Origin of the sequence: Allobosea massiliensis (assembly GCF_042655245.1) — a bacterium.
Lineage (GTDB): Bacteria > Pseudomonadota > Alphaproteobacteria > Rhizobiales > Beijerinckiaceae > Allobosea > Allobosea massiliensis.
The window spans coordinates 137,786-162,963 of record NZ_JBHSLU010000007.1; the positions used below are offsets into that span (position 1 = coordinate 137,786).

26 protein-coding genes are annotated in these 25,178 nt (G+C 68.2%); 19 read left to right on the top strand and 7 right to left on the bottom strand.

Annotated elements, in window-relative coordinates; genetic code table 11:
• Positions 1-71 precede the first annotated feature (71 nt).
• From ACFPN9_RS03745 to eda, 7 genes are all read left to right on the top strand, one after another.
• Positions 72-1,136, top strand: coding sequence for an ABC transporter permease (locus ACFPN9_RS03745; protein ID WP_082735137.1), 1,065 nt, complete (start codon positions 72-74; stop codon positions 1,134-1,136).
• A 7-nt stretch (positions 1,137-1,143) separates the two neighbouring features.
• Entirely contained in the window at positions 1,144-2,034 is an 891-nt protein-coding gene (gene nikC / locus ACFPN9_RS03750; protein WP_066718080.1) for a nickel transporter permease, read from the top strand.
• A 5-nt stretch (positions 2,035-2,039) separates the two neighbouring features.
• Complete coding sequence (locus ACFPN9_RS03755; protein ID WP_066718081.1) at positions 2,040-2,906, top strand: ABC transporter ATP-binding protein; 867 nt, start codon at positions 2,040-2,042, stop codon at positions 2,904-2,906.
• A 154-nt stretch (positions 2,907-3,060) separates the two neighbouring features.
• Positions 3,061-3,813: an ABC transporter ATP-binding protein gene (locus ACFPN9_RS03760; RefSeq protein WP_066718086.1), complete on the top strand. Its 753-nt coding sequence runs from the start codon at positions 3,061-3,063 to the stop codon at positions 3,811-3,813.
• A gap of 124 nt (positions 3,814-3,937) precedes the next feature.
• Entirely contained in the window at positions 3,938-5,440 is a 1,503-nt protein-coding gene (gene zwf, locus ACFPN9_RS03765) for a glucose-6-phosphate dehydrogenase (RefSeq protein ID WP_066718089.1), read from the top strand.
• Positions 5,440-6,129 (top strand): 6-phosphogluconolactonase, encoded by a 690-nt coding sequence (locus ACFPN9_RS03770; RefSeq protein ID WP_066718092.1) that lies wholly within the window; start codon positions 5,440-5,442, stop codon positions 6,127-6,129. Before zwf ends, ACFPN9_RS03770 begins: the two co-directional genes overlap by 1 nt.
• 39 nt (positions 6,130-6,168) lie before the next feature.
• Positions 6,169-6,813, top strand: coding sequence for a bifunctional 4-hydroxy-2-oxoglutarate aldolase/2-dehydro-3-deoxy-phosphogluconate aldolase (gene eda / locus ACFPN9_RS03775; RefSeq protein WP_066718095.1), 645 nt, complete (start codon positions 6,169-6,171; stop codon positions 6,811-6,813).
• A gap of 122 nt (positions 6,814-6,935) precedes the next feature.
• Here eda and ACFPN9_RS03780 read toward each other — a convergent pair whose 3' ends face one another.
• The 4 genes from ACFPN9_RS03780 to ACFPN9_RS03795 form a co-directional block, all read right to left on the bottom strand.
• Complete coding sequence (locus ACFPN9_RS03780) at positions 6,936-8,042, bottom strand: NAD(P)/FAD-dependent oxidoreductase (protein WP_066718097.1); 1,107 nt, start codon at positions 8,040-8,042, stop codon at positions 6,936-6,938.
• A 14-nt stretch (positions 8,043-8,056) separates the two neighbouring features.
• The gene (locus ACFPN9_RS03785; RefSeq protein WP_066718099.1) at positions 8,057-9,229 is read right to left on the bottom strand and encodes a M20 aminoacylase family protein; all 1,173 of its coding nucleotides are present in this window, start codon (positions 9,227-9,229) and stop codon (positions 8,057-8,059) included.
• A gap of 71 nt (positions 9,230-9,300) precedes the next feature.
• On the bottom strand, positions 9,301-9,690 hold the full coding sequence (locus ACFPN9_RS03790) for a cupin domain-containing protein (RefSeq protein WP_066718101.1): 390 nt from the start codon (positions 9,688-9,690) through the stop codon (positions 9,301-9,303).
• A 146-nt stretch (positions 9,691-9,836) separates the two neighbouring features.
• A complete protein-coding gene (locus tag ACFPN9_RS03795) occupies positions 9,837-10,805 on the bottom strand; it encodes a threonine ammonia-lyase (protein WP_066718103.1) in 969 nt (322 codons plus the stop codon).
• 169 nt (positions 10,806-10,974) lie between these two features.
• Here ACFPN9_RS03795 and argE point away from each other — a divergent pair, with 169 nt between their 5' ends.
• The 6 genes from argE (at position 10,975) to ACFPN9_RS03825 (ending at position 17,999) form a co-directional block, all read left to right on the top strand.
• Positions 10,975-12,120: an acetylornithine deacetylase gene (argE, locus tag ACFPN9_RS03800; protein WP_066718163.1), complete on the top strand. Its 1,146-nt coding sequence runs from the start codon at positions 10,975-10,977 to the stop codon at positions 12,118-12,120.
• Positions 12,121-12,271: 151 nt separating this feature from the next.
• Positions 12,272-13,873 carry an ABC transporter substrate-binding protein gene (locus ACFPN9_RS03805; protein ID WP_066718105.1) on the top strand — a complete coding sequence of 534 codons (1,602 nt, stop codon included), beginning with the start codon at positions 12,272-12,274 and terminating at the stop codon, positions 13,871-13,873.
• Positions 13,874-14,049: 176 nt separating this feature from the next.
• Positions 14,050-15,033 carry an ABC transporter permease gene (locus ACFPN9_RS03810; RefSeq protein WP_066718118.1) on the top strand — a complete coding sequence of 328 codons (984 nt, stop codon included), beginning with the start codon at positions 14,050-14,052 and terminating at the stop codon, positions 15,031-15,033.
• 16 nt (positions 15,034-15,049) lie between these two features.
• Positions 15,050-15,994 (top strand): ABC transporter permease, encoded by a 945-nt coding sequence (locus tag ACFPN9_RS03815; protein WP_156446445.1) that lies wholly within the window; start codon positions 15,050-15,052, stop codon positions 15,992-15,994.
• A gap of 5 nt (positions 15,995-15,999) precedes the next feature.
• Positions 16,000-17,001: an ABC transporter ATP-binding protein gene (locus ACFPN9_RS03820; protein ID WP_066718121.1), complete on the top strand. Its 1,002-nt coding sequence runs from the start codon at positions 16,000-16,002 to the stop codon at positions 16,999-17,001.
• Positions 16,998-17,999, top strand: coding sequence for an ABC transporter ATP-binding protein (locus tag ACFPN9_RS03825; protein WP_066718123.1), 1,002 nt, complete (start codon positions 16,998-17,000; stop codon positions 17,997-17,999). The genes ACFPN9_RS03820 and ACFPN9_RS03825 overlap by 4 nt, the downstream gene beginning before the upstream one ends.
• A gap of 6 nt (positions 18,000-18,005) precedes the next feature.
• Here ACFPN9_RS03825 and ACFPN9_RS03830 read toward each other — a convergent pair whose 3' ends face one another.
• Positions 18,006-19,244, bottom strand: coding sequence for a hypothetical protein (locus ACFPN9_RS03830; RefSeq protein ID WP_066718125.1), 1,239 nt, complete (start codon positions 19,242-19,244; stop codon positions 18,006-18,008).
• Positions 19,245-19,432: 188 nt separating this feature from the next.
• Between ACFPN9_RS03830 and ACFPN9_RS03835 the strand changes: the two genes are divergently transcribed.
• The 5 genes from ACFPN9_RS03835 (at position 19,433) to ACFPN9_RS03855 (ending at position 22,222) form a co-directional block, all read left to right on the top strand.
• Positions 19,433-19,945, top strand: coding sequence for a DUF2478 domain-containing protein (locus tag ACFPN9_RS03835; protein WP_066718128.1), 513 nt, complete (start codon positions 19,433-19,435; stop codon positions 19,943-19,945).
• Between the two features lie 13 nt (positions 19,946-19,958).
• Positions 19,959-20,852: a formate dehydrogenase accessory sulfurtransferase FdhD gene (locus tag ACFPN9_RS03840; RefSeq protein WP_156446446.1), complete on the top strand. Its 894-nt coding sequence runs from the start codon at positions 19,959-19,961 to the stop codon at positions 20,850-20,852.
• Between the two features lie 116 nt (positions 20,853-20,968).
• Positions 20,969-21,400, top strand: a complete 432-nt coding sequence (locus ACFPN9_RS03845; protein ID WP_156446447.1) for a hypothetical protein — start codon at positions 20,969-20,971, stop codon at positions 21,398-21,400.
• Positions 21,400-22,020: a molybdenum cofactor guanylyltransferase MobA gene (gene mobA, locus ACFPN9_RS03850; RefSeq protein ID WP_066718137.1), complete on the top strand. Its 621-nt coding sequence runs from the start codon at positions 21,400-21,402 to the stop codon at positions 22,018-22,020. Before ACFPN9_RS03845 ends, mobA begins: the two co-directional genes overlap by 1 nt.
• Before the next feature lie 76 nt (positions 22,021-22,096).
• A complete protein-coding gene (locus ACFPN9_RS03855) occupies positions 22,097-22,222 on the top strand; it encodes a hypothetical protein (RefSeq protein WP_280939924.1) in 126 nt (41 codons plus the stop codon).
• 157 nt (positions 22,223-22,379) lie between these two features.
• On the opposite strand, the gene ACFPN9_RS03860 is transcribed toward ACFPN9_RS03855, so the two are convergent.
• Together ACFPN9_RS03860 and ACFPN9_RS03865 are read right to left on the bottom strand one after the other, a co-directional pair.
• Positions 22,380-23,513: an Mrp/NBP35 family ATP-binding protein gene (locus tag ACFPN9_RS03860; RefSeq protein ID WP_066718140.1), complete on the bottom strand. Its 1,134-nt coding sequence runs from the start codon at positions 23,511-23,513 to the stop codon at positions 22,380-22,382.
• A gap of 24 nt (positions 23,514-23,537) precedes the next feature.
• On the bottom strand, positions 23,538-23,768 hold the full coding sequence (locus ACFPN9_RS03865; protein ID WP_066718143.1) for a sulfurtransferase TusA family protein: 231 nt from the start codon (positions 23,766-23,768) through the stop codon (positions 23,538-23,540).
• A gap of 101 nt (positions 23,769-23,869) precedes the next feature.
• Here ACFPN9_RS03865 and ACFPN9_RS03870 point away from each other — a divergent pair, with 101 nt between their 5' ends.
• A complete protein-coding gene (locus ACFPN9_RS03870) occupies positions 23,870-25,144 on the top strand; it encodes a c-type cytochrome (RefSeq protein ID WP_066718145.1) in 1,275 nt (424 codons plus the stop codon).
• Positions 25,145-25,178: the final 34 nt, after the last annotated feature.

The window sequence follows — 25,178 nt, forward strand, 5'->3', positions numbered from 1 at the left end:
GCCGCGGCGGGGCTTTTGCTTCCGGTCCGGGGCGCACCTGCCTCGCCGGAGCCGAACACGGAAGAACGACGATGACGGACATGGCTGCCGGCCCGGTTCGAAAACGCCATTGGGGCGAAACGGCGGGACGCTGGGCGAAGATCGCCTCGCGAGAACTCGTCACCGTAGCCATCACCATCTTCGGCCTGCTGCTGATCACCTTCTTCATCGCCAGGGTGATCCCGATCGACCCGGTGCTCGCGGTCGTCGGCGACAACGCCCGGCCGGAGACCTATGAGGCCGCCCGCATCGAGCTCGGCCTCGACAAACCGCTCTGGCAGCAATTCGCGATCTATGTCGGCAAGGTCTTCAGCGGCGATCTCGGCCGCTCGGTGCTGACCTCCAACACCGTCGTCGACGACATCAAGCGCGTCTTCCCGGCGACGCTGGAACTAGCGACGCTCGGAACGCTGATCGGCTGCCTGCTCGGCATCCCGCTCGGCGTCGTCGCGGCGGTCAATCAGGGCCGCTGGCCCGATCAGGTCGCCCGCATCATCGGCCTGTTCGGCTATTCGATTCCCGTCTTCTGGCTCGGCCTGATGGGGCTACTGCTGTTCTACGCCAAGCTCGGCTGGGTCGGCGGGCCCGGCCGCGCCGGCGTCGCCTTCCAGGACCTGATCACGCCCGTCACCGGCATCCTGATGATCGACGCCGCGCTCGAGGGCGACTGGGAGGCCGTCCGCGACGCCTGGTCCCATCTCGTCCTGCCGGCTTCCGTGCTCGGCATTCTCAGCGTCGCCTATATCAGCCGCATGACCCGCAGCTTCATGATCACCGAGCTGCAGCAGCAATACGTCATCGCCGCGCGGGTGAAGGGGCTCTCCGAATTCCGCGTCGTCTGGCGTCATGCGATGCACAACGCTTTCGTGCCGCTGGTGACGGTCATCGCCGTCTCCTACATGCACCTGCTCGAAGGTTCGGTGCTGACCGAGACGATCTTCGCCTGGCCCGGGCTCGGACGCTACCTCACCAACTCGCTCCTGAACGCCGACATGAACGCGGTGCTGGGCGGCACGCTGGTGATCGGAGCCGTCTTCATCGGCGTCAACCTGCTCTCCGACATCCTCGGCCGGCTGGTCGATCCGCGTACGCGTTGAGGCCGGCATGACCACCTGGACCGACTATCTCCTCACCGACTCGCCGTCCTCCCGCCGCCAAGCGCGGCTCGGGCAGATGTACCGGAAATGGCTCGCCTTCCGGCGCAACCGGCTCGCCATGGTCGGGCTCGGCATCATCGTCGCACTGCTGCTGGTCGCGGCCTTCGCGCCGCTGATCGCCACCGCCGACCCGCTGGCACAGAATCTCGACCGCCGCCTGCTGCCGCCCTCGGGCACCAACTTTTTTGGCACAGACTCGCTCGGCCGCGACATCTTCAGCCGCATCGTCTACGGCACCCGCGTCACGCTGGTGATCGTGCTGCTCGTCGTTGTCTCGGTCGGGCCGATCGGCCTGCTCATCGGCGCGGCCTCGGGCTATCTCGGCGGCTGGGTCGACCGAGCGCTGATGCGCATGACCGACGTCTTTCTGGCCTTTCCGCGGCTGGTGCTGGCGCTCGCCTTCGTCGCGGCGCTCGGCCCCGGCCTGGAGAATGCGGTCATCGCCATCGCGATCACTGCCTGGCCTCCTTACGCCCGCGTCGCCCGCGCCGAGACGCTGATCATCCGCCAGCAGGACTACATCGCCGCGATCCGCCTGCAGGGCGCCTCGCAATGGCGCATCGTCTGGAAGCATGTCGTGCCGCTCTGTCTGCCCTCGCTGATCGTGCGCACCACGCTCGACATGGCGGGCGTCATCCTCATCGCTGCCGGCCTCGGTTTCCTCGGGCTCGGCGCCCAGCCGCCGATCCCCGAATGGGGCGCGATGATCTCGGCCGGCCGCGAGCAGATCTTCGACCAGTGGTGGGTCGCGACCTTCCCCGGCATCGCCATCTGCATCGTCGCCCTCGGCTTCAACCTGCTCGGCGACGGCCTGCGCGACGTCATGGATGCGAGGTGAGCGCCATGAACCAGACCCCTGCGGACCAGCCCCTCCTCGAACTCGACAATCTGCGCGTCGATTTCCACACGCCGACCGGCATCGTCCATGCCGTGCGCGGGCTCTCCTTCACGCTCGGCCGCGAGCGACTCGGCATCGTCGGCGAGTCCGGCTCCGGCAAGTCGATGACCGGCCGCGCCATCCTCGACCTGATTCCGCCGCCCGGAATCGTCACGGCGGACCGCATGGTCTTCCGCGGGCAGGACCTCCTGACCATGGACAAGCGCGAGCGCCGCAAACTGCGCGGCCGCCGCATCTCGATGGTGATGCAGGACCCGAAATTCTCGCTCAACCCCGTCCGCACCGTCGGCGACCAGATCGCCGAGGCCTATCGCGTCCACCACAAGGCCAGCGCCCGCGAGGCGAAGGAACGCTCGCTCGCCATGCTGGAGCAGGTCCAGATCCGCGAGCCGGGCCGCGTCTACGACCTCTACCCGCACGAGGTCTCGGGCGGCATGGGCCAGCGCGTGATGATCGCGATGATGCTGATCGCCGAGCCCGACATCCTGATCGCCGACGAGCCGACTTCGGCGCTCGACGTCACCGTGCAACTGCAGATCCTGAAGATCCTCGACGATCTCGTCACCCAGCGCGGCATGGGGCTGATCTTCATCAGCCACGACCTGCATCTGGTGCAGTCCTTCTGCGACCGCGTCATCGTCATGTATGGCGGCAAGGCGATGGAGACGCTGCCGGCGGCCGAACTCGCCGATGAGTCCGCCCGCGCCCGGCGCCACCCCTACACGCTCGGCCTGCTCGGCTGTCTGCCCGATCTCGACCATCCGCGCGCGAAGCTGTCGACCCTCCAGCGCGACCCGGCATGGCTAGCATGAGGGTCGTCGCGTTCAGCGCCTTGCCTCTCCCGTCATGGTCGGGCTTGTCCCGACCATCCACGCCTCTCTGCGCCGAGCACTATGACCAAGACGTGGATGCTCGCCACGAGGGCGAGCATGACGGCGGTGCGGCTGCCGACCCCGGAACATCTGAATGACCACGCAACCCGCCATCCGCGTCGAAAACCTCAACGTCTCCTTCGGCGACTCGCATGTCGTGAAGGACCTCTCCTTCGCGGTCGCCTCCGGCGAGAGCTACGGCATCGTCGGCGAGTCCGGCTCCGGCAAGTCGACCGTACTGCGCGTGCTCTCGGGGCTGAACCGGGACTGGAGCGGCATCGTCGAGATCACCGGCCAGACCCAGCCGAAGATCCGCGACAAGGCCTTCTACCGCGCCGTCCAGATGGTCTTCCAGGACCCCTACGGCTCGCTCCATCCCAAGAAGACGGTCGATGACACGCTGGCCGAGCCGCTCGCCATCCACGGCATCGGCGATGCCGAGACGCGGATCGGGCGGGCGATGTCGGAGGTCGGCCTGCCGTCCTCATTCCGCTTCCGTTACCCGCACCAGCTCTCCGGCGGCCAGCGCCAGCGCGTCGCGATCGCGCGCGCGCTCGTGCTCGAGCCCTCGATCCTGCTGCTCGACGAGCCGACCTCGGCGCTCGACGTCTCGATCCAGGCCGAGGTGCTGAACCTGCTGCAGGCGCTGCGCCACGAGCGCAAGCTGACCTATATCCTCGTCAGCCACGATCTCGCCGTCGTCGGCCATATGTGCGAGCGGCTGCTGGTGATGCAGTTCGGCCGCGGCGTCGAGGAGATGACGGCGGGCACGCTCGCGGCCCGCAACCCGCAGACGGACTATGCCCGGCAGCTTTTGACCGCCAGCGAGGGCTTCCGCCGCGGTTGACGGCCGGCCGCCCTGCGCTCTGAGCGTTTGGCAATCGCGGCGCTTGGTCTCATTCTCGTCGCACGCCCGCCGTCCACTCGGACGCCGCGCTGGATTCGCGGACGGGCACGGAGACGACTGACCCATGGACGCCATTGCCGGCCGCACGCTGCGGCCCGAAACCATTCCCGAGCGCACGCCCGTGCCCGCCTTCGACCTGGTGATCTTCGGCGCGGGCGGCGACCTTGCCCTGCGCAAGCTCTTCCCGGCGCTGGCGCAGCGCAGCCGCGAAGGCGTTCTTCCCGACGAGAGCCGCATTCTCTGCATCGTCCGCAAGCAGGAGGATGTCGATGGTCTGCCGAAGCAGATCGCCAAGCGACTGAAGGAGGAGGGGCTCTCCCCCGATCACATCCATGCCTTCCAGCAGCGCCTCACCATCGTGCTTCTCGATGCCGTGAAGCCGGAGACCTACAAGGCGCTCAAGAAGGCGCTCGGTGACGATGGCCGCGTTCGCTCCTTCTACCTCTCGACGCCGCCCGACCTCTTCATCCCGATCTGCGAGAACCTCGCCGCCGCCGACATCCTGACGCCGACCTCGCGCGTCATCCTCGAGAAGCCGCTGGGGCGCGATCTCGCCTCCGCGCGCGAGATCAACGACGCCGTCGCGCGCATCCTGCCGGAGGACCGGACCTACCGGATCGACCATTATCTCGGGAAGGAGACGGTCCAGAACCTGCTGGTGCTGCGCTTCGCCAACACGCTGTTCGAGCGCTCCTGGACCGGCCGCGACATCGACCATGTCCAGATCACGGTGGCCGAGACGGTGGGGCTCGAAAGCCGCGCCGGCTACTACGACAAGGCTGGGCAGATGCGCGACATGGTCCAGAACCATCTCATGCAGTTGCTCACTCTCTTCGCCATCGAGCCGCCCAACCTGCTCGAGGCCGGCGCCGTGCGCGACGAGAAGATCAAGGTGCTGAAGGCGCTGCGGCCCATCGTCGGCCCCGACGTCGAGCGCTACACGGTCCGGGGCCAGTACGGAACCGGCCAGATCGACGGCCAGCGCGTGCGCGGCTATGCCGACGAACTCGGCCATCTTAGCAACACCGAGACCTTCGTCGCGCTCCGCTGCGAACTCGACAACTGGCGATGGGCCGGCGTGCCGATCTATCTGCGCACCGGCAAGCGCATGGCGCAGCGCTATTCGGAGATCGTCGTCACCTTCAAGCCGGTGCCGCACTCGATCTTTGGCGGCGGATCGTGTGACAAGCTCTACGCCAATCGCCTGCTGATCCGCCTCCAGCCCAATGACGGCGTCCAGCTCCAGCTGATGATGAAGGTGCCGGGCTCGGGCCGGCTGAAGATCGTGCCGCGCCAGCTCGACCTGCGCTATTCCACCGCCTTCGACGAGCGCACGCCCGACGCCTATGAGCGCCTTCTGACGGACGTCATCCGCGGCGACCAGACGCTGTTCATGCATCGCGACGAGGTCGAGCAGGCCTGGCGCTGGGTCGATCCGATCATCGCCGGCTGGCAGGATTATTCGCCCCACCCGCATCGTTACGCCGCCGGCTCCTGGGGGCCGTCCCAGGCCATCGGCCTGATCGAGCGCGAGGGCCGCTCCTGGGCCGATCCGGACTTCGAGTGATGCAGCCGCAAGGATCTGTCGCCTGGCATCGTTTCGCGACCCTGGCCGACGCCTCGGAGGCGCTGGCGGAGGCCGTCGCCATCCGGCTGCGCGCCCTGCTGGCGGGGCAGGGCAGGGCGTCGCTCGCCGTCCCCGGCGGCACGACGCCGGCCCGCTTTCTGGCCGCGCTCGGCAGCCGCGACCTGGCCTGGGAGAACGTCACGCTGCTGCCGACCGACGAGCGCTTCGTTGCCGCCGACGACGAAGCCTCGAACGAGCGCATGATCCGCGCGCAATTCGCGCCGCTGCGCGAGGGGCGGGTCGGGTTCCTGTCCTTCCATGACCATGGCAGCGATATCGAAGCGGCTGCCGCCGCGCTCGCCTCCGACCTCGCGAGCCTGCCGCCGCTGGACCTCGTCGTCAGCGGCATGGGCAGCGACGGCCATATCGCCTCGCTGTTCCCGGGCGAAGAGGCTCGCTTTGAAGCGCTGCCCGACAGCGGCATCTGCATCGCCACGCCGCCCGGCCTGCCGCCGCGACTCTCCCTGTCGCCCGCCCGTCTCTCCGGCGCGGGTTGGGCGAGCCTGCTGGTCTCGGGCGCGCAGAAGGAAGCCGTGCTGAAGGCGGCCTCGGACCGCCCCGTGCCGCTGCCTGTCGATCTCCTCCTCGGCCGGCCGCAGGGCCTCGACGTCTACTGGGCGAAAGGCTAGACCGCCCGAACCCGTTCAAACGATTGAAAGACGCCGACGATGGACGAGACCGCCGCGATTGCCCGCCTCGAAGCCTGTGGCGTGATTCCGGTCGTGGTGATCGAGGATGCCTCGCGCGCCATCGACCTGGCGCACGCCCTCGTCGCCGGCGGCATCGACGTCGTCGAGGTCACGCTGCGCCGCCCGGCCGGGCTCGCTGCGCTGGAAGCCATCGCCCGATCGGTGCCGGGCGCGCTGCCGGTCGCCGGCACGGTCGTCACGCCGGCGCAGGTCCAGCAGGTCAAGGATGCCGGCGCCAAGGCCGTCGTCAGTCCCGGCTTTTCTGAAGCCGTCGACGAGGCGCTGAAGGCGGCGGGGCTGCCCTGGCTGCCGGGCGTCGCCACGGCGTCGGACTGCATGCGCGCGGTCGCTGCCGGCCGCATTGTCGCGAAGTTCTTCCCTGCAGAAACAGCGGGCGGGCCGCCCGCGCTCAAGGCGCTCTCGGGCCCGTTCCCGCAGATGCGTTTCTGCCCGACCGGTGGCGTCGGCCTGAACAACCTCGGGAGCTACCTCGCCCTGCCGCAGGTCATCTGCGTCGGCGGCTCATGGCTGGTGCCGGCGGACGCCATCGCATCCGGCGATTGGGCGCGCGTTACGAGGCTCGCGAAAGAGGCGAGCGAGGCGTTCAGGGCGCTGAGGGGCTGACCGCCGGCGTCATTCTCGGGCGAAGCGAACCGCAGACCCGAGAAGCTCTTCCAGAATGGAGCGCCGGCACGGCGGCCTCGTCGCCCTGAGATGCTCGGGTCTTCGCCCGAGCATGACGGGCGTCAGGCCCGCAGCCGCTCCACCACCATCTCCGCGATCGCCAGCGAACTCGTCAGGCCGGGACTTTCGATCCCCAGCAGATTGACCAGCCCGTCCACACCATGGACGGCTGGCCCGTCGATGCGGAAATCGGGCATCGGCTGCGTCGAATCATGCAGCTTCGGGCGGATGCCGGCATAATCGGCGACGAGAGCGCCGTCGGGCAGGGCCGGCCAATAGGTCCGGATCGCGGCGTAGAACGTCTCGGCCCGCGCGGGATCGACGACGAGGTCCTGGTCGTGCTCGACCCATTCGACATCCGGGCCGAACTTGACCCGCCCGCCCATGTCGATCGTGGCGTGGATGCCTAAGCCCGCCGCTTCGGGCACCGGATAGACCAGATGTGAGAAGGGCTGCTTGCCCAGCAGCGCGAAGTAATTGCCCTTGGCGTAATGCTGCACCGGCACATGCTCGGATGGGAAACCCTCCAGCGTGCCGAGCAGCTTCGGCGCGCCATGGCCGGCCGAATTCACGATCGTCCTGACGCTATAGGTCGCGGGCTCCGCCCCGCCGAAATCGACGCTGAAGCCGTCCGCCTCGCGCCTCCAGCCGGCGATCGGCGTGTTGAGTGCCAGCGACCCGCCCGCCGCTTCGCATTCGCCGAGCAGCGACAGCATGAAGGCATGGCTGTCGACCACGCCGGTCTCCGGCGACAAAAGCGCGATCTCGCAGCGCACCTCCGGCTCCAGCGCCTTGGCTTCGGCCGCGTCGAGCCAGCGCAGGCTGTCGACACCGGAGGCTTGGGCCCGCGTCATGATCGTCTCCAGCGCCGGCTTCTGCGAAGCGCTGGTCGCGACGATCAGCTTGCCGCAGGCCTTGTGCGGTAGGCCCCGCTCGCGGAGATAGGCGTAGAGAAGCTTGCGACCTTCGACGCAGACCTTCGCCTTCAGCGAGCCCGGCGGATAATAGATCCCCGCATGGATGACCTCGCTGTTGCGCGCCGAGGTCTGCGTGCCGATGCCCTCCGCGGCTTCCGCGATGACGACCTCGCGCCCGGCGAGCGCCAGCGCCCGCGCTGTCGCGAGGCCGACGACGCCGGCCCCGATCACCAGGCAGTCGATGTCATGCATGAGGCGGGCGCCCTTCAGGCCTTGGCTGGCATCGCTGTCTCGACGAGGTTCGCCCAGTAGGTCACGCCCACGGGGATGACCTCGTCGTTGAACTCATAGGCCGGGTGATGCAGCCCCGCGGAGTCGCCATTGCCGATATTGATGAAGGCGCCGGGCCGCTCCTCGAGCATGTAGGAGAAATCTTCCGAGCCCATCGTCGGCGGCACGCTGGTATCGACCTTGCCCGCCCCGAAGGCGGCCTCGATCGTGCTGACCGCGAATTCGGCCTGCTCCGCATGGTTGAAGGTCACCGGGTAGCCGTGGAGATAGTCGCAGACGAAGCTCATCCCGAAGGCGCCCATGATGCCGGCGGTGACCTCCTTGATGCGCTTCTCGGCGAGTTCGCGCATCTGCGGCGTCAGTGTCCGGACCGAGCCCTTGAGCTCGACGGTCTGCGGGATGACGTTGAAGGCCTCGCCCGCATTGATCGCGGTCACGGAGACGACGATCGAATCGAGCGGGTCGGCATTGCGCGAGGAAATCGTCTGCAGCGCCGTCACCAGCTGGCAGGCGGCGACGATCGGGTCGTTGACGCGGTGCGGCGCCGCGGCATGGCCGCCCTTGCCCTCGATCTTGATGTGAATGCGGTCGGCAGCCGCCATGGTCGGGCCCTTGCGCACGTCGAACTGGCCGATGGGCAGGCCGGGCTTGTTGTGCATGCCATAGACCTCCTGGATGCCGAAGCGGGTCATCAGCCCGTCGTCGATCATCGCCTTGGCCCCGGCGCCGCCTTCCTCCGCCGGCTGGAAGATCACCACGGCCGTCCCGTCGAAATCGCGGGTTTCGGCGAGATACTTCGCGGCGCCGAGCAGCATGGCCGTGTGGCCGTCATGGCCGCAGGCGTGCATCTTGCCCGGCACGGTCGAGCGATGCTCGAGATTGGTTTCTTCATGAATCGGCAGCGCATCCATGTCGGCGCGCATCGCGATGACCTTGCCCGAGCCCTGGTTGCGGCCTTTGATCACGCCGACGACACCGGTCTTGCCGATGCCGGCCACGACCTCGTCGACGCCCCATTCGGTCAGCTTCTGCGCGACGACGCCCGCCGTACGGTGCACGTCGTACATCAGCTCGGGATGGCGGTGCAGGTCGCGGCGGATCGCCGTGAGCTCCGGATGAATGGCGGCGATGAGTTCGGTCTTGGGCATCGGAACCTCGGAAAGCGCGAATGCGACCCACCCGCGGCGGATCGCGTCTTGGGCAAGGTGGACAGAGCCGTTCAGGCGTTGGCGGGCACGTAGCGGCGCGACAATTCGTTGCGGTCGTCATAGGAGGCTTCGAAGATCGCAGCCGCCAGGGTTGCGCGCACATGCAGCGTGTCGGTGCCGATGTTCTTGAAGCCGTGGCGGGCACCGGCCGGCACCAGGACGGACTGGTTGGCGGTAACGACCATCGTCTTGTCGCGCAGATAGATCTCGGCCGTGCCGGCCATCACCTCCAGCACCTCCTCGACCGCATGCAGATGCATCGGCGCGCCGAGACCGGGCTCGCAGAACTGCTCGAAGATGCAGAGCTGCTTGCTTTCGACCATCGCGGAGACCCGTATCTCGGTCATGACGCCGTCGCGCCATTTCTCCTGCGGCTGCGTCTTGTGGTCGAGGATCGTCATAGGCCTGCCTCCGCTTCAGCCCGCGCCCGCCGAGGCGGCCCCCCGCCGTCTCGGTCGGACGTGGCGCCTCTCTCCACAACCCGGAACTGGCGGCAGCGTCAAGGCGCGGCGCCGCGACCCTGCCGCGCGTCGGCGGCACAGGCGCTTCAAACCCCGAACTGCGTCCGCCAGGCGGCAATGTCGTCGAGCGCGACATTCGAGCCGCAGAGCACGAGCCCGACCCGCTCGCCGGGCTTGAAGATCGCCTTGCGCGCCAGCGCCGCGGCCACCACGCAGGAGGCCGCCGGCTCCAGCAGCACGCGCCCGTTCTGCAGCACCCAGGTGATCTCGCGCACGGCCTCGGCGTCCGGCACGATCACGATGTCCTCGAGGAACTGCCGCGCGGCGGCCATGGTCCGCTCTGTCGCGAAGGGGGCGCCGAGCGTGCGTGCGATCGAGGTCGGGCGGATCGGCACCGGCTTGCCGGCCGCCAGCGCCTGCGTCATCGCGGTCGCGCCCTCGGTTTCGACGCCATGGATGCGCAGGGCGGGGTCGAGCCCCTTCATCGCCGCGCCGACGCCGGCCGCGAAGCCGCCGCCGCCAATCAAGATGAAGACGTGGTCGAGCCGCCCGCCGGCATCGTTGTTCATCTCGAGCCCGAGCGAGCCATGGCCGGCGATGATCGCCGGATCGTCATAGGAATGGACATGGGTCATGCCCTGGGCCGCGTAGACTTCAGCCTTCGCGAAGGCTTCGATCGAATCCGCGCAGAGCTCGATCTCGGCCCCCAGCGAACGCGCCATCTCGACATTGAAGGCCGCCGCGTTCTGCGGCATCAGCACCAGCGCGCGGCAGCCCATCGTCTTGGCGACCAGCGCGACCGCAATCGCATGATTGCCGCCCGACACGGTCACGACGCCGCGGGCAAGCTCCCGCTCGCTCAGTGCCATCAGCTTGTTGAAGCAGCCCCGGACCTTGAACGAACCGCCGAGCTGCAGGCTCTCGACCTTGACGACCGTTTCGACGCCCAGCCGCGCCGAGAGGCCGGCACTGAAATAGGTCGGCGTGCGCCGGATCTTGCCGGCGATGCGCGCAGCGGCAGCCTGGATATCGGCAAGGGTGACGTCGAATGTCATGCTGGGCCTCGTGTCTTGAGCCGTCGTTATAGGCGGCCCCGGCAACGGACGGAAACGGATCGTTGGCAGCGGCGGAGCAGAGGCCTAGGAACATATATCAGGGCAGCGCCGGGCCGGCCCCGGCACGAAACCTGCCTCGCAGCGCCATTTGGAGTGAAGCCGCGTGACGATGACCCCCAAGGAGATGCTGGCCCGGCTGGTTTCGTTCAACACGGAATCGCAGCGCAGCAATCTCGAGCTGATCGATTTCTGCCGCGACTATCTCGCAGACCTCGGTGTCGAGAGCCGTCTGGCGCCCAGCCCCGACGGGCAGAAAGCCAATCTCTACGCCAGGATCGGCCCGAAGGTTGACGGCGGCGTCGTCCTCTCCGGCCACACCGATGTCGTTCCGGTCGCCGGGCAGGACTGGAGTTCCGATCCCTGGACGCTGACCGAGCGGGACGGCAAGCTCTACGGCCGCGGCACCTGCGACATGAAGGGCTTCGACGCCATCGCACTGGCGCTGGTGCCCGAGATGCTGGCGGCGCCGCTGAAGCGGCCGATCCACATCGCGCTCTCTTATGACGAGGAGGTCGGCTGCCAGGGCGCCCGCGTCATGATCGAGGCGATGACGAAGGACGGTTTGAAGCCATCGGCCGTCATCGTCGGCGAGCCCTCGATGATGCACGTCGTCACCGGCCACAAGGGCGGCATGCGGATGAGGACGACGGTGCGCGGCCACGCCGTCCATTCCAGCCGCGTCGATGTCGGCGTGCCGGCGGTGATGATCGCGGGCCGCCTGATCGACTGGCACAACCAGGTGATGGCCGAGAACAAGGCCCGCACCGCGCCGGGTAACGGTTTCGAGCCGCCCTACACGACGCTCCACGTCGGCGTGGTGAATGGGGGGACGGCGGTCAACATCACGGCCGAGAACTGCATGTTCACCCATGAGGTTCGCTGCGTCCCGGGTGAGAGCTTCGAGAGCTACGAGCAGCGCTACCGCGCCGAGGTCGCGGCGCTGGAAGCGCAGATGCAGGCGATCGCCCCCGAGACCGGCATCGATTTCGTCGTGACCTCCGACACCCCGGCAATGGGGCCGGAGGAGAACGGCGCGGCCGAGGAGCTCTGCCGCCGCCTGACCGGCGATAATGGCCGCCATGTCGTGGCCTATGGCACGGAAGGCGGCCTGTTCCAGCGCGCCGGCTGGTCGACCGTGGTCTGCGGTCCGGGCGACATCGCCCAGGCCCACCAGCCGGACGAGTTCATCACGCTCGACCAGCTCGAGGCCGGCACGCAGTTCGTGCGCAAGCTCATTGCCGACCTCGCGCGTTAGAGCTCCGTCGCTGCAGATGACGAAAACTTGTGCAGCGCGTGCACCCAGCCATGCGTCTGCCGCGCGGGAGACCCGTGACTCGCGCGCGGCCTGCCCCTAACATCCTGCCTTTCAGGCGCCGCGCGGTGCCTGCAAGGGGAGGTGTGATTCGATGAAAGCGCGTGTGTTCGGCCTTGCGGCCGCTTTGCTCGGGGTTTCGCTGCTGGCGCTCGGCGCCGCCGAGGCCCGACCCCTGAAATGGGCCGCTGCCGGCGACGCCCTGACGATCGATCCCCATGCCCAGAACGAGGGGCCGACGACGTCGCTCAACCAGCACATCTATGAAAGCCTGACCGAGCGTGACCACGCCGGCAAGCTGCTGCCGCTGCTGGCCTCGTCCTGGCGCGTCCTGCCGGACGATCCGACCACCTGGGAGTTCAAGCTGGAGTCCGGCGTCAAGTTCCATGACGGGACGCCCTTCACGGCCGACGACGTGGTGTTTTCCTATGAGCGCGCCATGCAGCCGACCTCGGACTTCAAGGGCTATCTCACCTCGGTCGAGAAGGTCAGCAAGGTCGATGACCTGACGGTGCGCATCAAGACCAAGGGGCCGAACCCGCTGCTGGTCAACAACACTTCCTCGATCCGCATCATGAGCAAGGCCTGGGCGGAGAAGAACAACGCCGTCAAGGCACAGGACTTCAAGAACAAGGAAGAGAACTTCGCCGTCCGCAACGCCAACGGCACCGGCCCGTTCATCCTCGTCTCGCGCGAGGCCGATGTGAAGACGGTGATGAAGCGCAACGACGCCTACTGGAACAAGGCCAAGGTTCCGCTCCAGATCACCGAGCTGACGCTGGTGCCGATCAAGCAGGACGCGACCCGCGTCGCGGCGCTCCTCTCGGGCGAGGTCGACTTCGTGCAGGACGTGCCGGTGCAGGACATCGCGCGTCTCAAGAACCAGCAGAACCTGCGGGTCAATTCCGGCGCCGAGAACCGCACCATCTTCTTCGGCATGGACGTCGCCTCCGCCGACCTCAAGGGCGACGACGTCCAGGGCAAGAACCCCTTCGCGGACAAGCGGGTGCGCCAGGCTCTCAACATGGCGATCAACCGGCCGGCGATCCAGCGGGTCGTGATGCGCGGCGAATCGGTGCCGACGGGCGTGATCATGCCGCCTTTCGTCAATGGCTGGACCAAGGAGCTGGACAGCTTCCCCGCGGTCGACAACGCCAAGGCGAAGGCCCTTCTCGCGGAAGCGGGCTATCCCAACGGCTTCTCGGTGACGCTGCACTGCCCCAATGACCGCTATGTCAACGACGAGGGCATCTGCCAGGCGGCGGTCGGCATGTTCGGCCAGATCGGCGTGAAGGTGAACCTCGTCTCGCAGTCGAAGTCGATCCACTTCAACCTGATCCAGCGGAACCCGCCGGAGACGGAGTTCTACCTCGTCGGCTGGGGCGTCCCGACCTACGATTCCGACTACATCTTCTCCTACATGTACCACTCGCGCACCGGCTCGCAGGGCTCTTGGAACGCGACCGGCTTCAAGAACGCCGAGGTCGACACGATGATCGAGTCGCTCTCGAAGGAGGTCGATCTGGCCAAGCGTGATGCGACCATCGCGAAGCTCTGGACCCGGCTGAAGGACGAGACAATCTACCTGCCGATCCACCACCAGTCGCTCAGCTACGCGATGAAGACCTCGCTCGATATCCCGGTCGACGTCGGCAACAACCCGAAGCTGAAGATGGTGAGCTTCAAGGGCTCGTAGTTCCGGCGAGTTGGCTTTCGAACCTCCATCGTCATCCCGGACAAGCCGCATAGCGGCGCTAATCCGGGATCCATGCCTGAGCCGTTCCGGCATGGATCCCGGGTCTCCGCTCCTCTCCGCCCGGGATGACGTGGAGGGTGTGTCCGGCCTGTGCTTCGTGATGAAATGACAGCGCAATGCTCGCCTACATCCTGCGCTCGCTGATGCAGGGCATCGTCGTGATGCTGGCGGTCGCCTTCATCGCCTTCTCGATGTTCCGCTTCGTCGGCGATCCCGTGGTCAACATGCTCGGCCAGGAGGCGACGCTGCAGGACCGCGCCGAGCTGACCGAGCGTCTCGGCCTCAACGACCCCGTGCCGCTGCAGTTCGCCCGCTTCGTCGCGGATGCGGCGCAGGGTGATTTCGGCATCTCCTACCGCCAGGGTCGCAAGGTCTCGACGCTGATCCTCGAGCGGCTGCCGGCGACGGTCGAACTCGCGGTGCTCTCGGCGATCTTCGCCTTCGTGACCGGCATCGCGCTCGGCGTCTATGCCGCCATCCGGCGCGATGGCTGGCTCGCCAATCTGGTGATGTCGCTCTCGCTGATCGGCGTCAGCCTGCCGACCTTCCTGATCGGCATCGGCCTGATCTACATTTTTGCTGTGGAGTTGCGCTGGCTGCCTTCCTTCGGGCGCGGCGACACGGTTGCGATCGGCTGGTGGACCACCGGCCTGCTCACGACCAGCGGGCTGAAATCGCTGGTTCTGCCGGTGCTGACCCTGGGCTTTCTGCAACTCACCCTGATCATGCGCCTCGTCCGCTCCGAGATGCTGGAGGTGATGCGGGCGGACTTCATACGCTTCGCACGGGCGCGCGGCATTCCCGAGCGGCGCATCGAGTTCCGCCACGCGCTGCGCAACACGCTGATCCCGGTCATCACCATCGCCGGCGTGCAGCTCGGTGGCGTCATCGCCTTCGCCATCGTCACCGAGACGGTGTTCCAGTGGCCGGGGCTGGGGGCGCTTTTCGTCAATGCCGTGCAGTTCGTCGACGTGCCTGTGATGTCGGCCTATCTCCTCTTCGTGGCTTTCGTCTTCGTGCTGACCTCGCTCCTGGTCGATCTCGTCTATGTCGCGCTCGATCCGCGCCTGCGGACGGGCAATCCGGCCATGGCGAAGTGAGAGCGAGGTTCGCATCATGACCAGCATGCCTGCTTCCCCCAAGCCGCCCGGACGCCTCGCGAGGCTCTGGGATTCCGATATCGCCTACTCCTTTCGCTCCTCGCCGATGACGGTGGTGGCGACACTGCTGGCGCTTCTGCTCGTGCTGGCGGCAATCGCGGCGCCGCTGATCGCGCCCTATGATCCCTTCGACCCTGCCTCGCTCGATCTCTCCGACGGTTTTTCCCGCCCGATGGTGCCCAACGAGATCACCGGAAAGGTCTTCTGGCTGGGCTCGGACGCGCAGGGCAGAGACATCTTTTCGGCCATCCTCTACGGATCGCGCGTCTCTCTGCTGGTCGGTGCGGCCTCCGTGCTGTTCTCGCTCGTCATCGGTGTGGGGCTCGGTCTCGTCGCCGGCTATGTCGGCGGCCGCACCGAGGCGCTGATCATGCGCGTCGCCGACGTGCAGCTCTCCTTTCCGGCGATCCTGGTTGCGCTGCTGGTCTTCGGCGTGGCCCGCGGGCTGATCCCCCCGGCGCTGCAGGAGCAGATGACGCTGCTCGTCCTCGTCGTTGCCATCGGCCTGTCGAACTGGGCGCAATATGCCCGCACCGTGCGCGGCTCGACGCTCGTCGAGAAGAACAAGGTCTATGTCGATGCCGCCCGGCTGATCGGGCTCAAGGCCTGGCCGGTGATGCTCAAGCATGTCCTGCCCAATGTCGCCGGGCCCGTGCTGGTGATTGCGACCATCAACCTGGCGCTCGCCGTCATCGAGGAGGCGACGCTCTCCTTCCTCGGCGTCGGCATGCCGCCGACCCAGCCCTCGCTCGGCACGCTGATCCGCTTCGGTCAGCAATATCTCTTCTCCGGGGAGTGGTGGATCCTGCTGTTTCCCTCGCTTGTGCTGGTGCTGCTCGCTTTGTCGATCAACCTGTTCGGCGACTGGCTGCGCGATGCGCTCAACCCGAAGCTGAGATGAGCGCGATGGAGCTTGAAAACGCTGCCCCGATCCTCTCCGTCCGCGACCTGACGGTCGAGTTCGTTACCCGCCGCGGCACGCTGCGCGCGCTGGATCGCATCTCCTTCGACGTCGCGCGCGGCGAGGTGCTCGGCGTGGTCGGCGAATCCGGCGCCGGCAAGTCGGTCACCGGCTCGGCCATCATCGGCCTGATCGACCCGCCCGGCCGCATCGCCGGCGGCGAGGTCAGGCTGTCGGGCGAGCGCATCGACGACCTGCCCGACGAGGCGATGCGCAAGGTCCGCGGCAAGCGCATCGGCATGATCTTCCAGGATCCGCTGACCAGCCTGAACCCGCTCTACCGGATCAGCGAGCAGCTGATCGAGACGATCCGCGTCCACACCGATCTCGACGCTGCCCAGGCGCGGGCCCGCGCCATCGCCCTGCTCGACGAAGTCGGCATTCCCGCCCCCGAAAAGCGGATCGACAGCTACCCGCACGAGTTCTCCGGCGGCATGCGCCAGCGCGTCGTCATCGCGCTGGCGCTCTGCGCCGAGCCGGAATTCATCATCGCCGACGAGCCGACCACCGCGCTCGACGTCTCGGTGCAGGCGCAGATCATCGCGCTGATCAAGACGCTCTGCCGCGAGCGCGGCACCTCGGTCATGCTCGTCACCCACGATATGGGCGTGATCGCCGAGACGGCCGACCGCGTCGCGGTGATGTATGCCGGGCGCATCGCCGAGATCGGTCCCGTGCGCGAGGTGGTGAAGGAGCCGCTGCACCCCTATGCGAAGGGGTTGATGGGCGCGATCCCCTCGCTGGAGGGTGAGACCACGCGGCTCGTGCAGATCCCGGGCTCGATGCCGCGGCTCTCCGCCATCCCGCAAGGCTGCGCCTTCAACCCGCGCTGTGCCCAGGCCTTCGACCGCTGCCGCACCGAGCGGCCGGAGCCGATCGCCGTCGGCAGCCGCAAGGTCGCCTGCCATCTCTACGACACGCGCACCGACAGCGAGGTCGCCGCATGACCGCCGATCCCGCCGCACTCGTCCAGGTCCGCGATCTCAAGCGCGTCTTCGACGTCTCGAAGCCCTGGCTCAACCGCGTCATCGAGCGCGCGCCGCGCCAGTTCCTCAAAGCGGTCGACGGCGTCTCCTTCGACATCCGGAAGGGCGAGACCTTCGCGCTGGTCGGCGAATCCGGTTCGGGCAAATCGACCGTGGCGCGCATGGTGGTCGGCCTGCTGCCGCCCTCGGCGGGCACGGTCACCATCGACGGCGTCTCGATGCATGATGCGGCGGCGGCCGATGAGCGCCAGCGCCTGCGCCGGCGCATCCAGATGATCTTCCAGGACCCTTACGCCTCGCTCAATCCGCGCTGGCGGGTCGGGCGCATCATCGCCGAACCGATCCGCGCCTTCGGGCTGATCGAGGGCGAGGCGACGATCGCCGAGCGCGTCGGCGAACTGCTCAGCCTCGTCGGCCTGCATCCGGACGACCGCAGCAAGTTCCCGCACGAGTTCTCGGGCGGCCAGCGCCAGCGCATCGCGATCGCCCGCGCGCTCGCCTCCGACGCCGAGTTCATCGTCTGCGACGAGCCGACCTCGGCGCTCGACGTCTCGGTCCAGGCCCAGATCCTCAACCTGATGCGCGACCTGCAGGAGCGGCTGGGGCTGACCTATCTCTTCATCTCGCACAACCTCGCCGTCGTCCGGCACATGGCGAGCCGCATCGGCGTGATGTATCTCGGCCGCCTCGTGGAGGTCTCGGAAGGGCGGCAGCTCTTCGCCGCGCCGCGCCACCCCTACACCCGCATGCTGCTCGACGCGGTGCCCGACCTCGCGATGGTCGGCAAGCTGCGCCAATCGGTGAAGGGCGAGATCCCGAACCCGATCGCGCCGCCCCCGGGCTGCACCTTCCACCCGCGCTGCCCGCTCGTCTTCGACCGCTGCCGGGTGGAAAACCCGCCGGTGATCGACGGCGTGGCCTGCCATGCCGTGCAGGCGACACGCGAGGCGGCGGCCTGATCGCGATCAGGCGGGCGTGCCGGCCTTCGGGCGCGTCGTGCCGGCGGGCTTGAGCAGCGGCGCGACGGGCCGGTCTGTACGGTATTGCCCGCGCGCGATGGCGCCGAACAGCAGCACCACCGCCGTCAGCGTCATCAGCCACCAGGGCTGAAGCGTCGCAAAGCCAAGCGCCGAGAGGGCGAACGCCGTGGTGAAAGCCGCGACACCGCCGGCCGCGAGCGCGCTCGGCATCCGCCCCGCGGCCCGGATGGCGACATAGAGGCAGAAGGCGGCGGCGGCCGCGCCGACGAGTCCGAGCTCGTACCAGGTCTCGAACAGCAGAGTCGTCGGCGTCGCGGGCGGCAGCGCGCCAGTCAGCCGTCCGCGCAACACGGTGTCGAGCCCATGGCCGGTCACGAGCTGGATCGGCGCGCCGCTGACGACGTCGGCCCAGGTAGCGAGCGAGGCGATAAGCCCGCTGTCCGGCAGGCGCGCGGCGATCGGAATCAGCAGGAAGGGCAGGATCGGCGCGAGCAACATGAGCCCGGCGATCGCCGCCGCGATCAGGGCCGAGGCCTTCTCGCGGCTCGCGCTGACCGCGCCGAAGGCGACGGCGCCGCAGATCATCGCGACGGCCTCGCCATCTTCGAATCGCGTCAGCGAGAGCAGGCCGACGACCAGCGCGAGCCCGAGCGCGCTCAAGCCGCGCTCACGCGAAAGCAGCCAGGCGAGGGCGGGCCAGGCCATGATCAGGATGACGCTGATGCCACGCTCGACGCCGGCATCGGTGTCCTGATGGCGAAGCGCCGTCGCCACGATCAGCGCGAGTGCGAAGGCGGCGGCCGTGCCGGCTCCGAGCGGGGCGAGGTTGAGGTTCGAGGCCCGCATCCGGTCAGGAAGCGCGGCATTGCCGAGAAAGCCGAGCGCGACTGCAAGCACGATGTTGCCGGCTTTTTCCGTCGCCGAGCCCGTATAGGGGCTCCAAACCAGCGACAGCACGGCCCAGCCGACAAGGCCGAGCAGGATCAGTCCGGGCAGGCTGAATACGCTGCGCTTCAGGCGCGAGACGAAATCGCGCGGGTCCTCGATCAGCACGGCAATCACCAGCAGCACGACGCCGATCGGCGCCAGCACGACGGCGGCGCGGCGCGAGACCAGAGAGGCGATCGGCAGCAGCAGCGCCAGCGTGCCGAAGGCGATGCGGCGCAGCAGCAGCGCGGCGTCGGCAGCCGGGTCGAGCGGAGTCGGGGCAAGGTGACGTGGCATCAAACGGGAACCGAGGGAAAGGCTCTGCCGGCGAGCACCCGGAGAGCGGATCTCAACCGTAGCCGTCCCCGGCGGGCGAGACTGTAGGTCCGGCGCAACACTGGGATCGCTTCTCGCCGCGAAACGCCCGCTCCTCCTGCGGCGAATGTCCACTGGTGGCAGCCCCCAATTCATGGGATGAGGTCCTGATGCTGATGGCCGTCATTCCCTATTCGTCGGGTTTCGAGATCGACCGGTTCATGGCCGACGCCGCTTCGCGGCTGAAGGCGCGGGGCCTGCGTCTCGGCGGCGTCGTCCAGCACAATGAGGGCACCTGCGAGAGCGGTTGTTTCGCGATGGCGCTGGAGGACCTCGCCAGCGGCGCGCGTTTCCCGATCAGCGAAAACCGCGGCGCCGGCGCCACCGGCTGCCGCCTCGACGCGACCGGCCTCGCGGCAGCCGGCGGTGCGCTGGGCGCGGCGCTGGCGGACAAAACCGATCTCGTCATCGTCAACAAATTCGGCCGGCAGGAGGCTCTGGGGAAGGGTCTGCGGCACGAGATCGCCGCGGCGCTGCTCGCGGGCCTGCCCGTGCTGATCGCCGTGCGGCGCGACATGCTGCCCGCCTTCCGCGACTTTGCGGGGGAGGACTGGACCGAGCTGCCGGCTCTGGCCGAGGCGGTCGAGTCCTGGGGGCTCGGCGTCGCGCGGGTCGCCGCCTGAGCGGAGGGGCGCGATGCCACAGGATATGAGCTTCCTCGACGATTATCTTGTGCGGCCCGACCCGCAGGCGGCCCGCCTCGGAGCGACCGTCTCGGGCATCGACCAGACCGGCGCGACCGTTGAGACCCGTGTCGTCACCGAGCGGGCCCTGACGCTCTACCTGAACGCGCAGGAGATCGTCACGATGATGACGATCGGGGACCATCCCGACGCGCTGGCGCTGGGTTATCTGCTCAACCAGAACATGCTCAAGCGCGGCGATGTCGTCGACGCCGTCGATTACGACGAGGAACTCGAGGTCGTGGTCGTGCGCACGCCGGAGCGCACGAATTTCGAGGAGAAGCTGAAGAAGAAGACGCTGACCTCGGGCTGCGCCCAGGGGACCGCCTTCGGCGACCTGATGGAAGCGATCGACGAGATCGAACTGCCCAAGGCGGAACTCCGCACCAGCTGGCTCTATGCCCTGACGAAGAAGATCAATACCACGCCCTCGCTCTATCTCGAGGCCGGCGCCATCCATGGCTGCGTGCTCTGCGAGGCCGACAGGCCCTTGGTCTATATGGAGGATGTCGGCCGCCACAACGCCGTCGACAAGGTCGCGGGCTGGATGTTCCGGCACAATGTCGATCCCGCGAAGATGATCTTTTACACCACCGGCCGCCTGACCTCCGAGATGGTCATCAAGACCGTCCGCATGGGCATCCCCGTGCTGGTCTCCCGCTCCGGCTTCACCGAATGGGGCGTCGAACTGGCGCGCAAGGCAGGCCTCACCCTGATCGGCCGGGCTCGCGGCAAGCGCTTCGTCGCGCTCGCCGGCGAGCAGAACATCGTCTTCGACCAGGACCCGGACACGGTCGAGGAAGAGGGCGGGAAAAGCCGCCGCAAGGGGGCGGGGGGCGACGATTGAGCGGCCTTGCGCCCCGAACGGATTTGCCGTGTCCCACGCATTTGCTTGATCCTGGCGAGCAGGCAATCTGGTGGGGTCGGCCTGATCCGTGGCGCTACGGTCAGAGACAGGCGTGGGTGCCGCTGCTGGTTGGCTCAGGGGGGATTGTTGTTGCGGGGCTTATTGCAGCTCAATCTTTTCGGGAAGGACGCTGGAGTGGCGTCGGCATGGTCGTTCCGGTGTTCTGCGCGTTCCTCGCAGCGTGCGGTGTGCTTGCTGTGAGCTGGCCGGCAGTTCGGTTTCGGCGCGCGAGGGGGCTGACGTACCTCCTGACCGACCGCCGAGCGATCATCGTGGAAGGAAGCGCAGTGACAGATGCTCGTCTCGCTGCGATCCGCTCGGTCGAGGTTGAAAACAGCGGTAAGCCGATTGGAAGCGTCATTTTTCTGGATCGACCGGCGCCTCCCAGTGACAGCGGTCCTGACATGATCAGGGACGGCTTCATCGGCATCGCCGATGCCGAGGCTGTCGCCCAGGAAATGCGTCGCCTGCAGGGAATTGCGTCGTGATGCCCCCCACCCTCGGCCTCCTCCTCGCCGGCGGCCTCGCGCGCCGCATGGGCGGCGGTGACAAGCCGCTGCGGACCATCGCGGGCCGCAGCATCCTCGCCCATGTCATCGAGCGCCTGGCGCCCCAATGCGATCGCCTGCTGGTCAACGCCAATGGCGATCCCGCCCGCTTCGCGGATTACGGCCTGCCGGTGGTCGCCGACAGCGTGCCCGATTTCGCCGGACCGCTCGCTGGCATCCTCGCCGGGCTCGACTGGATGGCGGCCCATCGGCCCGAGACCGAATGGCTCGTCAGCGTCGCCGCCGACACGCCCTTCATCCCGCGTGATCTCGTCGCCCGTCTGCACGAGGCGCGCGAGGAGCAGGGCGTCCCGCTCGCCTGCGCCGCCTCGGGCGGCTGGACGCATCCGGTGATCGGGCTCTGGCCGGTGTCGCTGAGGGACAATCTGCGCCGGGCGCTGACGGTCGAGGACGAGCGCAAGATCGACCGCTGGACCGCCCGCCATGGCTGCGCCAGCGCGGAGTGGCCGGTCGATCCGGTCGATCCCTTCTTCAACGCCAACAGGCCCGAGGATCTGGACGAGGCCGAGCGGCTTTTCGCCACTCTTGCGACCGCTTGAAGCGCCCGCTGTCCTTCGCTATCTGTCTTGTATAAGAGCGGCTTATCGCTGCCGTGTCGCCTCTCGGGGGAAGATCATGAAGTCGTTCGTCGCCGCTGTCGCTGTCGCCGCCATCCTCGCCTTCGGCGCGAGCCTCGTCCTCAACGATTATTTCCAGAAGCCCGTCGACGTCGCTTTCACGACCGGTGGCGTCCGGCTTTGAACGGCTGAAGCGGCGCCCGAGCCAGGCCGTCACGCTCGGGCTTGACCCGAGCATCTCGTGCCGCCGCAAGCGTGCCGCTTCATCATCCTGAGATTCTCGGGTCTGCGCTTCGCTTCGCCCGAGAATGACGTCGAGGTCGCGCCAGCGAGCTCCGCCCTCACTCGATGACGATGCGCGGCGCGGCCTTGGCGGCGCCTCCGGCCATCGACGCCATCACCTGCCGCGCGATCGCGAGATAGGCCTTGGCGTGCGCCGAGTCCGGATCGCTCGCCACGATCGGGCGGCCTGAATCGGAGGTCTCGCGGATCGGCATGGCCAGCGGCACCTCGCCGAGGAAAGGCACGCCAAGGCGCTCCGCCTCATGCCGCGCCCCGCCATGGGCGAAGATGTCCGAGCGCGTGCCGCATTCCGGGCAGATGAAATAGCTCATATTCTCGACGATGCCGAGGATCGGCACCTCGACCTTCTTGAACATCGCGACGCCGCGGCGCGCGTCGAGCAGCGCCAGATCCTGCGGCGTCGAGACGATGACGGCGCCGGCCAGCGGCGTCTGCTGCGCCATGGTCAGCTGCGCGTCGCCGGTGCCGGGCGGCATGTCGACGACGAGCACGTCGAGCTCGCCCCAGGCGACCTCGCGCAGCATCTGGGTGATGGCCGAGATCACCATCGGCCCGCGCCAGATCATCGGCGTCTCCTCGTCGATGAGGAATCCGATCGACATGATCTTCAGCCCATAGGCCTCCATCGGCGCCAGCGTCCGCCCGGAGACCAGCCGCGGCTTGCCGGTGATGCCGAAGATCTTGGGCACCGAGGGGCCATAGATGTCGGCATCGAGCACGCCGACCTTGAGGCCGAGAACGCTGAGGGCCACGGCGAGATTGGCGGTGGTGGTCGACTTGCCGACGCCGCCCTTGCCGGAGGCGACCGCGATGATCTGCTTCACGCCGGGCACGCCGGCCGCCTTCGGCGTCGGGCCACCGGGCCCCGCACCGGGAGTGGGACGCTGGGCCTGCTGCCGTGCCTGCGCTGCGGCCGAGGAGGGCGCCTTGTCGGCGGTCAGCCCGACGAGGACCTGGTTCACGCCGGGGAGGCCCGAGACGGCGCTTTCGGCCGCCTTGCGCACCGGCTCCATGGCGGCGGCTTCGGTGGCGTCGATGCCGATGGCGAAGATCACCTTGCCGCCGTCGATCAGGATGTCGGCGACGCGGCCCGAGGCGGAGAGCGACTGGCCGCTGGCCGGCAGCTTCACCAGCTCGAGCGCGCGCAGGATGTCGGCTTGGGTGAGGGCCAAGGGCTGAACTCCTATCGGCGCGGCTCAGGCCGGCGCCTTGCGGATGTGGAAGACGAGCAGGTCGCCGTCGCTGCGGCTCTCCTCGATCGCATCCCCGGTTTCGCGCATCAGGTTGGGAATGTCGATGGCCGCCATCGGATCGGTGCATTCGACCAGCAACAGCGTACCGGGCGCCGCACCCTTCAGCGCCTTGCGGACCCGCAGCGCCGGCAGGGGGCATTTCAGGCCGCGAAGATTGAGAGGCGTGGCGGTCATGGCGGTAACCAGCAGGAGGGGCGCCGCTTCATAGGATGGCCGGTCGCACCGGGGCAACTGGCCGCTTTGTCACGGCGCCGGGGAGCCGGCATGATGGAAAGATGCGACCCCTCCTGAAGCCCCTCATCCTTTTTCTCTGTCTCGCCCAACCCGTCGCCGCCCAGGAGCTGCGCGGCCATGGCGGGCCGGTGCGCGCCATCGCGGTCGCGCCCGACGGGACGACCGCCATGACCGGCTCCTTCGACCAGTCGGCGATCCTCTGGAGCCTGTCGGGCGGCACGGCGGAGGCCGTGCTGCGCTTCCATGAGGGCGCGGTCAATGCGGTCGCGGCCGTGCCGGGCCTCGGCTTCGCCACCGGTGCCGAGGATGGGCGCATCGCGCTCTGGCGCGGGGCGGCGGCCGCGCCGGCCGAGGTCGTCGAGGGCCATAGGGGGCCGGTGGCCGCACTGGCGGTCTCGGCCGACGGGCGCCGCATCGCTTCCGCCTCCTGGGACGGGACGGCGCGGGTGACGACCCGCGAGGGCGGCGCTGCGGTCGCCTTCGAGGGCCATCAGGGGCCGGTCAACGGCGTCGCCTTCCTGCCCGGCGGCGGCCTCGTCACCGCCGGCTATGACGCGACCTTGCGGATCTGGCCGGCGGATGCCGGCGCCCCCCGGATCGTGACGCTGCCAGCGCCGCTGAACGGGGTCGTCGTGGCCGCCGATGGCGAAATCGCCGTCGCCGCGGCGGACGGGCGGCTGCGGCTCTTCGGGCCGGATGGCGAGGCGCGCGGGGAGGTGACTGTCGGCGAGACGCCGCTGATCGCGCTGGCGCTCTCGGCCGACGGCACGACGCTGGCCGCCGGCGGCCTGCGCGGGCAGGTCGCACTGATCGACCGCGCCGCACGCCGCATCCGCGCGACGCTTGTCGGGCCGGGCCTTCCGGTCTGGTCGCTCGCCTTCCTTCCAGACGGCAAGCAAATCCTCTCGGGCGGCGCCGACCGGCTCGTGCGCCGCTGGAACGCCGTCACGGGCGAACACATCGGCACGGTCGTGCCGCGCGCCGGAGCGGATGTGCTCGCCGCCTTCAACGGCGAGCGTGGCGCGCAGGTCTTCCGCGCCTGTGCCGCCTGCCACACCCTGACCCCGTCGGACGGCAACCGCGCCGGGCCGACACTGCACGGCATCTTCGGCCGCCGCATCGCCACCGCGCCGGGCTACGCCTATTCCGAGGCCTTCAGGACGATGGACATCGTCTGGACCAAGGAGACGGTGGCGAAGCTCTTCGAGATCGGCCCCAACGCCTACACGCCGGGCACCAAGATGCCCGAGCAGACGATCAGTTCGGCCGAAGACCGGCAGGCGCTGGTCGACTGGCTGGAGAAGGTGACAAAATAGGCGTCAGTCTCGGGCTTGACCCGAGAATCTCCTG

Excerpts from the sequence above, each read along its gene's own strand:
- ACFPN9_RS03825 (WP_066718123.1), top strand. The coding sequence starts at position 16,998 with ATGACCGCCGATCCCGCCGCACTCGTCCAGGTCCGCGATCTCAAGCGC.
- ACFPN9_RS03745 (WP_082735137.1), top strand. The coding sequence starts at position 72 with ATGACGGACATGGCTGCCGGCCCGGTTCGAAAACGCCATTGGGGCGAA.
- argE (WP_066718163.1), top strand. The coding sequence starts at position 10,975 with ATGACCCCCAAGGAGATGCTGGCCCGGCTGGTTTCGTTCAACACGGAA.
- ACFPN9_RS03830 (WP_066718125.1), bottom strand. The coding sequence starts at position 19,244 with ATGCCACGTCACCTTGCCCCGACTCCGCTCGACCCGGCTGCCGACGCC.
- mobA (WP_066718137.1), top strand. The coding sequence starts at position 21,400 with ATGCCCCCCACCCTCGGCCTCCTCCTCGCCGGCGGCCTCGCGCGCCGC.
- ACFPN9_RS03810 (WP_066718118.1), top strand. The coding sequence starts at position 14,050 with ATGCTCGCCTACATCCTGCGCTCGCTGATGCAGGGCATCGTCGTGATG.
- ACFPN9_RS03770 (WP_066718092.1), top strand. The coding sequence starts at position 5,440 with ATGCAGCCGCAAGGATCTGTCGCCTGGCATCGTTTCGCGACCCTGGCC.
- ACFPN9_RS03805 (WP_066718105.1), top strand. The coding sequence starts at position 12,272 with ATGAAAGCGCGTGTGTTCGGCCTTGCGGCCGCTTTGCTCGGGGTTTCG.
- ACFPN9_RS03785 (WP_066718099.1), bottom strand. The coding sequence starts at position 9,229 with ATGCCCAAGACCGAACTCATCGCCGCCATTCATCCGGAGCTCACGGCG.
- ACFPN9_RS03865 (WP_066718143.1), bottom strand. The coding sequence starts at position 23,768 with ATGACCGCCACGCCTCTCAATCTTCGCGGCCTGAAATGCCCCCTGCCG.
- ACFPN9_RS03795 (WP_066718103.1), bottom strand. The coding sequence starts at position 10,805 with ATGACATTCGACGTCACCCTTGCCGATATCCAGGCTGCCGCTGCGCGC.
- ACFPN9_RS03755 (WP_066718081.1), top strand. The coding sequence starts at position 2,040 with ATGAACCAGACCCCTGCGGACCAGCCCCTCCTCGAACTCGACAATCTG.
- ACFPN9_RS03840 (WP_156446446.1), top strand. The coding sequence starts at position 19,959 with ATGCCACAGGATATGAGCTTCCTCGACGATTATCTTGTGCGGCCCGAC.
- zwf (WP_066718089.1), top strand. The coding sequence starts at position 3,938 with ATGGACGCCATTGCCGGCCGCACGCTGCGGCCCGAAACCATTCCCGAG.
- eda (WP_066718095.1), top strand. The coding sequence starts at position 6,169 with ATGGACGAGACCGCCGCGATTGCCCGCCTCGAAGCCTGTGGCGTGATT.
- nikC (WP_066718080.1), top strand. The coding sequence starts at position 1,144 with ATGACCACCTGGACCGACTATCTCCTCACCGACTCGCCGTCCTCCCGC.
- ACFPN9_RS03820 (WP_066718121.1), top strand. The coding sequence starts at position 16,000 with ATGGAGCTTGAAAACGCTGCCCCGATCCTCTCCGTCCGCGACCTGACG.
- ACFPN9_RS03835 (WP_066718128.1), top strand. The coding sequence starts at position 19,433 with ATGCTGATGGCCGTCATTCCCTATTCGTCGGGTTTCGAGATCGACCGG.
- ACFPN9_RS03870 (WP_066718145.1), top strand. The coding sequence starts at position 23,870 with ATGCGACCCCTCCTGAAGCCCCTCATCCTTTTTCTCTGTCTCGCCCAA.
- ACFPN9_RS03815 (WP_156446445.1), top strand. The coding sequence starts at position 15,050 with ATGACCAGCATGCCTGCTTCCCCCAAGCCGCCCGGACGCCTCGCGAGG.
- ACFPN9_RS03855 (WP_280939924.1), top strand. The coding sequence starts at position 22,097 with ATGAAGTCGTTCGTCGCCGCTGTCGCTGTCGCCGCCATCCTCGCCTTC.
- ACFPN9_RS03760 (WP_066718086.1), top strand. The coding sequence starts at position 3,061 with ATGACCACGCAACCCGCCATCCGCGTCGAAAACCTCAACGTCTCCTTC.
- ACFPN9_RS03780 (WP_066718097.1), bottom strand. The coding sequence starts at position 8,042 with ATGCATGACATCGACTGCCTGGTGATCGGGGCCGGCGTCGTCGGCCTC.
- ACFPN9_RS03790 (WP_066718101.1), bottom strand. The coding sequence starts at position 9,690 with ATGACGATCCTCGACCACAAGACGCAGCCGCAGGAGAAATGGCGCGAC.